Genomic DNA, 11900 nt, shown 5'->3' on the forward strand with positions numbered 1-11900 from the left:
GAATTATTCTTTTATAAATTTACCAGTGACTATTTTGTCGGCTATCGTTCTGATAAGATAAGTTCCTTGCGGCAGACTCCCTACATTAAACTCGTGGATGTGCGTCAGATACCGCTCGGGTTTCTGGTATTCGTCCACGATTTTTCCTTTTACATCAATAAGTTGAAATAAGACTTTAACCGGCTTAGTTGCGGAATAAGAAACCTTCACTCTGTTTTGTGCGGGAGAAGGAAAAATTTGCAAAAAATCTTTAGGCTCGGATTCTATACTTGTAATTACTCCATTACCCGGATATTCAAAAGGCGGAATGATGACTGGGTCACCTCCTTGGTCGATTACCTGTAATGTCACTTCCCGTTGGGTTTCACTGATTCGTGCGCCCTCACGCCATTCTTCCACAATAATGGCATACGCGTAGTTGCCCACTTGCACAGGTGCATTCCATGTAAGCTCACCCGTTTTTGAATTGATTTGAAAGACACCTTCGCGGGTGACTTCATTTGGATACCGGTAATCAGCAATATCTTTAACAGTACAAGTGCCTGGCTGGCTTTGTTTGCTGACTTCTAAACGATAAACTAAGCTATCTCCTTCTGCATCAACGGCATTCACGTTATCCCTAAATACTTGTTTTGAGTAAGCGGCTTGGGTTCCCACTACGGAATTCAGCACAGGAGTAGCGTTTATAAGGTTCGTTGCAAAGGTAGTTTGGATATAAAAAGGGGTATTAACGGAATTGAAATTGGCGAGGCCACCATTCCGATTTTCGATGGCTACCGAAACCGTGTAAGTGTTGGGAGTGGCGTAGGTATATTGAGTGATGTAGGTATTTAACGATACTTCTGGTGTTACTTTTATTCTTGACTGGCGAGTGGCCGTAAGGGTTTGTTTTCTTTCTCCTACACAAACACTAATACTGTTCTGGCCGTCATTGGCCAAACTTCCCGAGACTTCATCACAATAAAGCAATACCCTGATTTCGTACGTTAGCCCTTGAGTTGTGAGGCGTCGGGTGCGGATTTCTCCCCCGAGCAAATGCGAAGCATACGCTGAGTGAAGCAGGCTGAATACACAGACGAAAGTAAAGAATTTTTTCATGGTGCAGTCGAGTAGTATTATTACGTAAACGACTGACCATCAAAAGTTATTATACGATATTGAACGACTTTACCCCAGTTTCTTGCCCAGTAACTGATTGACCACTTTAGGGTCGGCGCTTCCTTTTGATTTTTTCATGACTTCACCCACAAACAAGCCCATCAGGCCTTTTTTGCCTTTTTTGAACTCCTGCACTTTATCGGCCATTGCGGTCAAAACTTCATCGACGATGCCTTCCAAAGCGCTGGCGTCACTGTTTTGCAGCCAATTGTTTTGTTTGGCTACCTCTAGCGGATTTTGCGTTGGATTTTCGAGCAAAATCGGTAAAAGCTTGTGCGAAGCCGTCGTGTGGCTTACTTGATTACTTTCCACCAATTTGATTACTTCTGCCAATTGAGCAGGAGAAAGTGGAAATTGGTCGGCTGTCTTATCGGAATTTTCGTTTAAATACGTTTTGACAGGCCCTAAAACCCAATTGGCAGCCGCTTGGTAATTTCCAGCTTTGGTGCTCAATTCTTCAAAATATAAAGCTACCTCTTTGGTGTCGGTCAATGTAGTCGCGTGGCCTGCCGAGAGCCCGTATTTTGTGGTAAATTTCTCAAACAATTGACGCGGCAGAGGCGGCATTTCGTCCTGAATTTTGGCCATCCATGCGTCTGAAATAAACACTGGGGCTAAGTCAGGCTCAGGGAAATAACGGTAATCGTTCATGGTTTCTTTCACCCTCATCCCTGAGGTTTCGCCCGTTTCTGGGTCAAACATACGCGTTTCCTGCAAAATAGTTTCCCCATTTTCCACCATTTCCACCTGCCGGCGGAACTCCGTTTCAACGGCCTTCATTACGTTCCGGATGGAGTTCATGTTTTTAACTTCCACCTTCGTGCCCAAGGCCAAAGTCCCCTTCAAACGAACCGAAACGTTGAGGTCACAGCGCAGCGAACCTTCTTCCATGTTGCCGTCGCAGATATCAATAAACCGAACTAACTGCCGAACGGCGGTCAAAAAAGCGCCAGCTTCTTCCGCAGAACCAATGCAGGGGTCGGTCACCATCTCGATGAGGGGGGTACCAGCGCGGTTATAATCTAATAAAGTATCGGTCAAAGCACCATCATGGACTGACTTGCCAGCGTCTTCTTCTAAATGGATATGATGAATTTGCACCGCTTTCTCGACCATTTTTCCCTGTTTATCTTTGTACATCACTGGAATTTGGCCGCCCACACAAATCGGGAATTTATCCTGCGAAAGCTGGTAACCTTTGGGAAGGTCGGGATAAAAATAGTTTTTGCGGTCGAAAATTGTATTTCGGGTAATAGAACACCCACATGCCAAGCCCATACGCACGGCATACTCAACGGCTTTTTTGTTCAACTTGGGCAAGGTGCCCGGATGTGCCAGCGTAATCACGCTGATGTTGGTATTGGGCTCACTGCCAAAGTGATTGGCATCAGACGCAAAAATCTTGGTATTGGTCTGCAATTGGCAATGTACTTCCAGGCCAATCACAATTTCGTATTTGGCAAGTACTTCGGGCGCTAGGTTGAGTGTATCGGTCATATTTACGCTGATGCTTTCTGATGGGATAAAAGCATTCACAAAATTTTTTGCAAACATAACTATTCTGCGTATAAAATTTTTTAATAGTATGCTTGCATACTATTTTTGTTTCTCCTAATTTTGTACACAAGCAGAACAATAACAAAATTCCTAAAGACCATGATAGCAGTAGAAAATCGCGCCGGTATTAAAGGAGGAGAATTCCTGATTAAAGACACCGACGCTTCTCAAGTATTTATTCCCGAAGAGTTTACCGAAGAGCAGTTGATGATTGCTCAATCGTGCCGTGATTTTTTAGCTACTGAAATTTGGCCGCGTGTGGAAGAAATAGACAAAGCCAAGTCGCCCGATTTGATGTCATCATTGATGGACAAAGCTGGTGAGTTAGGGCTTTTGGGTACGGCTGTTCCTGAAGAATACGGCGGTTTTGGAATGAGTTTTAATACTTCTATGCTCGTCGCAGAAGCCACGGGTGCGGGCAATTCTTTCTCGGTAGCTCTTTCGGCCCACACGGGCATCGGAACGTTACCTATTTTATACTACGGAAACGACGACCAAAAATCACAGTACCTGCCCAAACTTGCTTCGGGCGAGTGGAAAGCCGCTTACTGTCTTACCGAGCCTGATTCGGGTTCGGATGCCAACTCGGGCAAGACCAAAGCGGTGTTGAGCGAAGATGGCAAAAGCTATATTTTGAACGGGCAAAAAATGTGGATAACCAACGGCGGTTTTGCCGATGTGTTTATCGTTTTTGCCAAAATTGACGAAGGCGGAAAAACCGATAAAAACCTGACGGCGTTTATCGTAGAAAAAACCTACGGAGGTATCACCATGAACGAGCCCGAGCATAAAATGGGCATCAAAGGCTCCGATACGCGTCAGATTTTCTTCAATGACTGTCATGTGCCGGTTGAAAACATGCTTTCAGACCGTGGTAACGGTTTCAAGATTGCGGTGAATATTCTGAACATCGGTCGTATCAAATTGGCCGTGGCGGCGGTAGGCGGAGCGAAGCAGGTTGCTACGCAAGCGATTCAATACGCCAACGAGCGTAAACAATTTGGTATTGCCATCAGCACGTTTGGCGCGATTAAACATAAGTTGGCCGAAATGGCCGTGAAGCTGTACGCTTCAGAATCAGCTTCCTACCGGGCAGGTCAGAACATTGACGATGCCATCGCTGATTTGAAAGAAAAAGGCCTTTCGGATGCCGAAGCAAAATTGAAAGCCTTGGAGCAGTTTGCGATTGAGTGCGCCATGATGAAAGTACATGGCTCAGAAGTGCTTGATTATGTGGTAGATGAAGGTGTTCAGGTGTACGGTGGCATGGGCTTTTCAGCCGATGCGCCCATGGACCGCGCGTACCGCGATGCCCGTATCAATCGCATTTTTGAGGGTACCAACGAAATCAACCGTATGTTGACGGTCGATATGCTACTCAAGCGCGCCATGAAAGGGGAGATTGACCTGATGGGGCCTGCTATGGCGGTGGGTAAAGAAATCATGTCTATTCCTGATTTCAGCGTGAGCGATGACGAAACCCCGTTTGCTGCCGAGAAGAAAGTGATCAAAAATTTGAAAAAAGCGGCTCTGATGGTTGCGGGTGCAGCGGTGCAGAAATTTATGATGAAACTTTCGGAAGAGCAGGAAATCCTGATGAACGTGGCCGACATGGCTATCGAAATTTACGCGGCTGAATCAGCGATTTTAAGAACTGAAAAACTCATTGGGATGAAGGGCGAAGCTGCCTGCGCATTGCAAAAAGATTTAGCAATGTGCTACTTGCACGAAGCGGTGGAGAAAATCAACAGCGCTGGCAAGTCTGCCATCATGGGCTTTGCCGAAGGCGATGAGTTGCGCGTAATGCTGATGGGCTTGAAGCGGTTCACTAAGATTGAGCCCATGAACACTAAAAATGCCCGTCGTCGCATTGCTGATGCGATGATTGCCGAAAATAAATATGTATTCTAAAAATTTACCTGTGTCAGCCGGTTCAAAACCGTCCGACACAGGTGTTATCAATTCATTTGACGGTCTCAAATCACGCACTGATAAACTAATAACCGTTTAATAAGTAGATAGTTAAGAAAGCCGCCTGCCCTTTGGTAAGCGGCTTTCTACTTTATAACTTTAGCGTAAATTCTAATGTCATGAAAACGACTACGCTAAAGTTTTTAACCCTGATTATCGGATTAAGTACTTTTACTTTTTCTGTAACGGCGCAAAATTATACCCGCCAGCGGGATTGGGTGGTGGCGCCGTTGTACGGTATCGGGTTGGTTATTCCCTCCCGAATCACGCTATTGAGCGGTACTGAAGCCCCGTCGAATGCCTGGGTTTCGTCGTATCGGGGAGAATTGGTCAAGAGTGATGGCACAACCTACACACGCAACTACCGTACAAGCCTCTGGGGCTTTGAGACGTATTATCGTTGGAAAGACCGGCGTTCTGAAAATCGTTGGTCAATTGGTCTGAGTACCGCTTGGCAACGGCAGGTTTTTAAGCTGAACCATCCGTTCAACTTTGAGTACAAAGGCCATAATCTGGTTTCAACAGTATGGAATTTTAATTACCTACGAACTGGTTTAATGTTGCGCCGAACTTGGATGAAAGAATGGGCCGGGACGTACTTTCAGCTGGGAGGGTATTATTCAACCTTGTTTTATCGAAACACTGCCGACGGCCGCGAAAAGATGGAAGAATTGACGGGAGGGTACATCGAAGGCGGTACTGGAAATCGTACTACAACCTACAATCTGCAAAAAGGAGTTCCGCTCATTGTTCCTGAAATTGGGATGGTTTATGGCGAAAACAGCGGGATTGAGTTTAGCATTGCTTACTATCATCCTTTACAAAGTGTTATTCAGGCCGAAACCACTTTTTATAGAGATAATCTGACCGTTGGGGTAAGTAATACCAACGTATCGCAGCGTGTTTTGATGTTTAATGTAAAATTGCCCATTGCTTTTGTTTCCAAACGAAAGACTATCTCTCGTAATCGGACAGAGGCCATACCTAAGCCAGAGCCCGAAGTAAAACGGGAAAAGCCCAAAAAAGAACCGAAGCCAAAGCGGGAACGCAAACCCAAAAAAGAGCGAGCTCCGAAACCTGAAAAGAAAGTTGAGCCCGAAATCAAGCCCGTGCCTAAGCCTGTTCCAGCATCGACGCCCTATGACGCTGCGCTCATCAATAAACCGATGGTCATGGATAATCTGTATTTTGAACTGACCAAGTCAGATTTGTTGGAAAGCTCACATAAAGAACTAGACCAAGTGGCGGAATGGATGAAAGCCAACCCCAGCGTCGAAATTCGTTTGGAAGGACATACGGATAAAATCGGTGATGCCGAAAAAAATCTGATTCTTTCCCGCGACCGGGTCAATGCCGTACGCGAGTATCTGATTCGAAAAGGGGTAAGCTCGGCGCGTATTGCTACCAAAGGCTATGGTGATACGCGACTGGTCTGTAAACCAAGCCCGTGCGACAAAAACCGCCGCGTGGAAATGGTGGTTACTAAACGATAAAATAACCTTAAATGAGGTCTCCTCTGGTAAGGAGAAGACCTCATTTAGCAGTTTGAATAATAATGATTCCTTTAGAACCTCTGGCGCCGTAGGCTGCGCTGTTGCCGTACTTGACCATTCCGATTCTTTTGATTTGTCGAACGGATAAGGAGCTAAGTGTTTCAATAACAAATTGAGAATTATCCGAAAACTGACCATCAATTTCCAAGGCAGGAGTGCTGTTGCCCGAGCCATCCACGTTGGTATTGTTACCTGAAAAGGCAATGGAATAGCCTGAACCGTCAAAAACTACTTTCAATCCTGGAATACGGCGTAACAACTCAAAAACGGTATAAGAATTATCTCTTTCTTCAATTTTGACTTCATAATCAAGATTCACAAGTGTTTGTTTTTCTTCCAATTGGGGTGAAACTTTCCGCTGATAGCTTGCGCCCTGCGCCGCATTCATCGATTGGCGAATGGACCATTGTATCTGTTGTGTGGCAAAATTCATCGGAAGTGATTGACTTTTCAGGGCAATGGGTTTAAGTGTAGTCAATGAATCCACGGGCGGGGCATCAGTGGGGATGTAATCGTTGGGAAGCAAATTGGCAAATCCCTCCTGTCCCCAAAAATCATACATAGTCATGCCGTTTGGGCTTGTTATCCAACCATTTTCGTTAAAACTCAGGTACCCGTTGGGTAAAACTAAACGAGAGTATTTATACGGTCGGTCAACGAACACCGAGCGAGCATCGAACCGATGAAGCGCAAAAATAAAAAGCATTTGGTTGGAGTGCAGGATGTACTGTTCTGTTTCAGGATTCCAAAAACATATTTCCTGTGCAGAAATCTCTTTGAAATTACCATCGGCGATTTCTTGAGAAAGCAAAATGCGGTGAAGATACACTTCGCTGACTCGACGGGAGGTATACAGCTCAAATCCGTTCTCTTTCGTTTGATTTTGGGTTAGTGAAACCAGAAAATTTCGAAATGAATTGCGGTAAGCGAGTTCCCGATTTCGCTGTTGCCTTTTTTGTATTTTCTCATCTTCGGGCGGAATTTCCTGAAAGAATTTATTGCCCGCAAAAAACGTTTTTTCGCCATCCGACTGAAACGCCTCCATGTGAAACATAATTTTGAACCCCATAGCACTGTTTTGAAGAATAATAGGCTCCGTAGCAGTGGCAATTACCTGTTTGCGAACATTATCGTATGACAAACGCACCGCTTCTGGGTTGAGAATGAGGCAATTCTTGGTAAATGGAGATTCACCTTTGAGCCCATTGGCAAAAATCTGCCAGTGTTTTTTCCATTCTTTGTCCATTTTGGCTTTGACCTTCACTTCAGCGAGAATGTTGGACGACGTCAGCTGAAAAGTGTACGTTTGGTTTCTTTCGCTTTCGCGCTCAATGATCTTTTTGACCGATTTATAGCCAACGAATGATGCAACCAGCTCTACTTTTTTGAATCGAAAAGGAATCTTGAGGGTATAATTTCCCTGCGCGTCGGCGGTGGTGGCAATCGAGGTATTGTTGACATACACACTCGCAAACGGAACAGGCGTATGAGAGTTTTCAATTACTTTTCCCGTAATCATCCACGTTTGAGTGAATGAAAAAAAAGGAGTAAGAAGGAATACAAGAAGTTGTTTCATGAAAGGCTGCCAATGGTCTTGATAATGAAAGTACAAACAGCCTGACTTTTAATTGTTTATAACGTAATTAAAATCTTTTCCACTACTTCTGGATAATATTTATGCTCTAATACCTGCACCTTAGCAGCCACGTCTTCGGGCGTATCGGTGGGTGTCACTGGGCAAGTGGCCTGAAAGATAATGTCGCCTTCGTCGTACCGTTCGTTGACATAATGTATTGAAATACCAGATTCGGATTCTTGTGCTGCAACTACTGCTTCGTGTACAAAATGCCCGTACATGCCTTTGCCGCCGTATTTGGGCAGCAAAGCAGGGTGAATATTGACGATTTTGTTGGGAAACGTGTGTACCATTGCTTCGGGTATCAACATCATAAAACCCGCTAGTACTACCAAGTCGATGTGTTCGTTTTGAAGGATTTTGACTACTTTATCGGTTTCGTAAAACGTTTTTCGGTCAAACAAAATGACAGGGATGTGCAGTCGACGCGCTCGCGCAATCACGCCCGCTTGGGGATTATTGGATAGAATAAGGCTCACTTCTATTTCAGAATGATTGGCGAAGTGCTCGGCAATTTTCTCGGCGTTTGAGCCAGAGCCTGAGGCAAAAATAGCAAGGCGTTTTAGGGCCATTGAGGGTAAATGATTGGTGGTTTGAGGGAGCAAAGTTAGCTTTTTGTCAAAGTTAATGGTTCATAATTTGTGAGAAACGTATAATTTCGCTCCCTTGTATAGACATTCCTAGTCTGGGAGAGCTCGTCTTAAAGACTTGGAATGTCTTCTGTATCTGACTCAATTTCTGCTATGCAACTCCTCGAAGTAGGCCAAAATCCTCAGCGTCAACGTGAATTTTTATTGCTTCCCGTTCGGCTCTATAAAAATAATCCGTATTGGATTCGTCCGTTGGATAAAGACGTCGAAGATACGTTCAATCCGCAAAAGAATAAAAACTTCAAAGACGGAGAATGCATCCGCTGGATTGCCGTGGACGATGACGGGCAGACCGTTGGCCGGGTGGCGGCGTTTGTGAATCAAAATACGGTCATGAAAGGCAACGACCAGCCCACGGGCGGAATGGGCTTTTTTGAGTGCGTTGAAGATGAAAAAGTCGCGTTTACGCTGTTTGACGCCTGTAAAAGATGGCTTGCCGAACGAGGTATGGAAGCCATGGACGGCCCCATCAATTTTGGCGAGCGCGACCGCTTCTGGGGCGTGCTCATCAATGGCTTTGACAAAGAGCCGCTATACGGCATGGGCTACCATTTTCCGTATTATCAAACGTTTTTTGAAGCGTACGGCTTCCAAACGTATTTCGAACAGCTGACTTTCTTTTTGTTGATGCCCAAAGATCGTTTCATGGAGCGTGTCAATCGGGTGTTTTTTGAACGTGCGGAGCGGATTTTGACCATGAAAAACTACGAGTTTAGACATATCGACAAAAAACAATTGGACAAATACGCGGAAGATTTTCGGATTGTTTATAACAAAGCTTGGGCAAAAAACCTAGGAGCAGAAGACATGACGCCCGACAAAGCGCGCGGAATTATGCAGCGAATGAAGCCGATTTTGGACGAAGAATTGATGTGGTTTGGGTACTATGAAGGCGCGCCGATTGCTTTTTTTATTATGCTTCCTGAGTTGAACCAAATCTTTAAACACGTCAACGGAAAGTTGGATTTGATTGGTAAATTGAAATTTTTATATCATAAACTATTGAAAACCAACCATAAAGCCTTTGGGGTGATTTTTGGGGTAGTCCCCGAATTTCAAGGGCGTGGTGTAGAATCGGCGATTGCGCTGTCGGCTTCTAAAGTGGCTTGGCGTCCCAACTATCAGTATACAGAGTTGGAAATGAACTGGATTGGAGATTTTAACCCTAAGATGATTCGTTTTGTAGAGTTATTGGGCGGTACGCCCCACAAAGTACACGCTACATACCGGTATTTGTTTGACCGTACCAAAGAGTTCAAGCGGCATCCCGCTATTTAGCAAAAATTACTGCGTGACTTGAAAAATACCGTACGCACTAACGCCTAAAATAGAAACCACACTTATCCAAAAAAAGACGTCGTAGACGCGGGTAGGAATAAGCGATTGTGGAAGCTGACGGTAGCGGAACTGCAAGGCGGCCCAAACGACCAATAAAAGTAAAATGGACGTAGCGATACCCCCCAATAATACCATTAAAACCGGCATTTTGATGATGAGGTACAACGCACACCAAATGATGGGAAAAGCCCAAGAAAGAAGGCCGATAACACGTTTTTGAGATACAGAATCGTTGAATTTTACCCAACCGATTTGTCCGAAAGCATCTCCGAATATACGCGACCAACTGGCCGTAGCGGTAAAAAGCGTAGAGTAAAGCACAAAAAAAGCCCCAATCAAAAACATCACTTTGGCCCAAGGACCGAGGGTTTCGGTAAAGAGTTTAGAGAGGGTTTCAATCATGGCATATCCTTCGGGGACTTCTCCGTGCCTGTGAAGTAAGGCAGCCCCCAGCAGGTAAAAAGCGGCAGTGACAGTGGTGTAAACCACCATTGAGCAAACGGCATCTAGGTACATTACTTCAATCCAGCCCTTGGCGCGAGCGGCCCATTCGGGCGAGCCGTCGTTGGGGCCCGTGTAGGTAGCGTAGCCTTTTTCGATGCACCAATAATTGTAAAACATGATTTCATCACCGCCTACGCCCGTGATACCAAACGCCCCGATAGCCACCATAACGGCCGAAGGAGGAAGCGAAAAGGTTAATCCGCTTGCCAGCTCACTCCAGCGGATAGCATACGGTGTTAATTGTAAAGAAATGAGGGAAACTAAGATGGTAATCGTAAATAAAATAATCATCACCAAAGCCCCGATTTCAACTGATTTATAAAATCCCTGATACACCAAAGCGGCCGTAATTAAACTCGCCGTGATGGCCCATACGTTGGTGGATAAAATGGGGAAAACCATGTTGAGTACAATGGCTACGCCTCCTACAATGCCTCCTACCTGAAGCAGTTTCAATCCTTGCAATGACAGCCACGCCCAAATAGACCAATGCGCTTTTCCATAGTGTTTACCTTTGAGGGTATTGAGGGATTGCATGGTAGGAATACCCGTATAAATGGCGTTTTTGCCAAACTCCAGTTGAAGCGTAACTTTGACCAAACAACTTACCAAAATCACCCAAAATGTAACAAAGCCTGCTTTTGCTCCTAAAGCAGTTGTCGCAATGAGTTCGCCAGAGCCAACGATAGCGGCCGATAAAATAAATCCAGGCCCTAAGTACTTGAGTCTTTGAAAGAATGTTTGAGGAGGTTGCATCAGAAACAGTCGGCGATTTATAGTTTTAAAGCAAACGTTACCCGCGTGTTACTGTTTTTTATTTTTTGCCGATTGATTGAAAATTAATGGGTCAATGACCTAAACAACAGGGGCGCTATTTTAAAAATTCTTCCCAAAGGAGTTTGGTGGCGACGCCCAAAAATACCAATCCCGTAGCGATATTGATGTAATAAATTACTTTAATCGTCAGCAATCGACGCAGGCGATTTGCGTATACTGCCAAGGCCGATTCAGTAGCCCCCACTCCCACGAGACTCATGCTAAAAAACACAATCATTTCGCTCAGGTCGTAGCGACCTTTGGTGCGGAGGTAAGCGGCAATGGCCGCCCAAGACATAAAATTGATGGGGTTGAGGGCATTTAGCGCTACACCTTTTAGAAAATATTTCAGATTAGAACGGCGGCGGCTGCGGTTGTCGGCGTGGGTTTTGGGTTCTAGGGTGGGTACTTTAAGGAAGTTTCCGATGGCTAAAATGACCAAAAAAATGATGCCAATGGCGCCAATCCACTTATCAAAATGATTGATTTGTGGTAAAAAAGAGGTTCCAAAAATGGCCGTAAAAATAAAAAAAGCATCGCTGGCTACGACGCCCATCGCAATCTGAACCCCGCTACGATAGCCCCGCTCAATACTCGTTTGTATCAACGCAAAAAACACTGTCCCGAAGGTCAGACACAAGATAATACCCGCAATCAATCCGTATATAGCTGCCAAAAAAAGGGGCATAAATAAACTGTTAAGATTAAAAGTTAAGA

9 protein-coding genes are annotated in these 11900 nt (G+C 44.9%); 3 read left to right on the forward strand and 6 right to left on the reverse strand.

Features of this window, described 5'->3' with window-relative positions:
- Nucleotides 1-3: 3 nt before the first annotated feature.
- Nucleotides 4-1098 carry a T9SS type A sorting domain-containing protein gene (locus NCI00_RS13265; protein ID WP_253528266.1) on the reverse strand — a complete coding sequence of 365 codons (1095 nt, stop codon included), beginning with the start codon at nucleotides 1096-1098 and terminating at the stop codon, nucleotides 4-6.
- A gap of 69 nt (nucleotides 1099-1167) precedes the next feature.
- Nucleotides 1168-2655 (reverse strand): Asp-tRNA(Asn)/Glu-tRNA(Gln) amidotransferase subunit GatB, encoded by a 1488-nt coding sequence (gatB, locus tag NCI00_RS13270; protein WP_253528353.1) that lies wholly within the window; start codon nucleotides 2653-2655, stop codon nucleotides 1168-1170.
- A 159-nt stretch (nucleotides 2656-2814) separates the two neighbouring features.
- Between gatB and NCI00_RS13275 the strand changes: the two genes are divergently transcribed.
- Nucleotides 2815-4626, forward strand: coding sequence for an acyl-CoA dehydrogenase FadE (locus NCI00_RS13275; protein ID WP_253528268.1), 1812 nt, complete (start codon nucleotides 2815-2817; stop codon nucleotides 4624-4626).
- A gap of 179 nt (nucleotides 4627-4805) precedes the next feature.
- Complete coding sequence (locus NCI00_RS13280) at nucleotides 4806-6179, forward strand: OmpA family protein (RefSeq protein ID WP_253528270.1); 1374 nt, start codon at nucleotides 4806-4808, stop codon at nucleotides 6177-6179.
- A gap of 40 nt (nucleotides 6180-6219) precedes the next feature.
- Here the strand turns inward: NCI00_RS13280 and NCI00_RS13285 are convergent, their stop codons facing one another.
- Complete coding sequence (locus NCI00_RS13285; protein ID WP_253528272.1) at nucleotides 6220-7815, reverse strand: TonB-dependent receptor; 1596 nt, start codon at nucleotides 7813-7815, stop codon at nucleotides 6220-6222.
- Nucleotides 7816-7871: 56 nt separating this feature from the next.
- Nucleotides 7872-8447 (reverse strand): phosphoribosylglycinamide formyltransferase, encoded by a 576-nt coding sequence (purN, locus tag NCI00_RS13290; RefSeq protein ID WP_253528274.1) that lies wholly within the window; start codon nucleotides 8445-8447, stop codon nucleotides 7872-7874.
- Between the two features lie 171 nt (nucleotides 8448-8618).
- Here purN and NCI00_RS13295 point away from each other — a divergent pair, with 171 nt between their 5' ends.
- A complete protein-coding gene (locus tag NCI00_RS13295) occupies nucleotides 8619-9803 on the forward strand; it encodes a hypothetical protein (protein WP_253528355.1) in 1185 nt (394 codons plus the stop codon).
- A 6-nt stretch (nucleotides 9804-9809) separates the two neighbouring features.
- Here the strand turns inward: NCI00_RS13295 and NCI00_RS13300 are convergent, their stop codons facing one another.
- The gene (locus tag NCI00_RS13300) at nucleotides 9810-11123 is read right to left on the reverse strand and encodes an Nramp family divalent metal transporter (protein ID WP_253528277.1); all 1314 of its coding nucleotides are present in this window, start codon (nucleotides 11121-11123) and stop codon (nucleotides 9810-9812) included.
- Nucleotides 11124-11238: 115 nt separating this feature from the next.
- Complete coding sequence (locus tag NCI00_RS13305; protein WP_253528280.1) at nucleotides 11239-11871, reverse strand: LysE family translocator; 633 nt, start codon at nucleotides 11869-11871, stop codon at nucleotides 11239-11241.
- Nucleotides 11872-11900 lie beyond the last annotated feature (29 nt).

It is taken from the genome of Runella salmonicolor (assembly GCF_024158025.1).
Classification (GTDB): Bacteria; Bacteroidota; Bacteroidia; order Cytophagales; family Spirosomataceae; genus Runella; species Runella salmonicolor.

Bases quoted from the DNA above. Each gene is read 5' to 3' on its own strand.
- NCI00_RS13265 (WP_253528266.1), bottom strand. From the start codon at position 1,098: ATGAAAAAATTCTTTACTTTCGTCTGTGTATTCAGCCTGCTTCACTCA.
- gatB (WP_253528353.1), bottom strand. From the start codon at position 2,655: ATGACCGATACACTCAACCTAGCGCCCGAAGTACTTGCCAAATACGAA.
- NCI00_RS13275 (WP_253528268.1), top strand. From the start codon at position 2,815: ATGATAGCAGTAGAAAATCGCGCCGGTATTAAAGGAGGAGAATTCCTG.
- NCI00_RS13280 (WP_253528270.1), top strand. From the start codon at position 4,806: ATGAAAACGACTACGCTAAAGTTTTTAACCCTGATTATCGGATTAAGT.
- NCI00_RS13285 (WP_253528272.1), bottom strand. From the start codon at position 7,815: ATGAAACAACTTCTTGTATTCCTTCTTACTCCTTTTTTTTCATTCACT.
- purN (WP_253528274.1), bottom strand. From the start codon at position 8,447: ATGGCCCTAAAACGCCTTGCTATTTTTGCCTCAGGCTCTGGCTCAAAC.
- NCI00_RS13295 (WP_253528355.1), top strand. From the start codon at position 8,619: ATGCAACTCCTCGAAGTAGGCCAAAATCCTCAGCGTCAACGTGAATTT.
- NCI00_RS13300 (WP_253528277.1), bottom strand. From the start codon at position 11,123: ATGCAACCTCCTCAAACATTCTTTCAAAGACTCAAGTACTTAGGGCCT.
- NCI00_RS13305 (WP_253528280.1), bottom strand. From the start codon at position 11,871: ATGCCCCTTTTTTTGGCAGCTATATACGGATTGATTGCGGGTATTATC.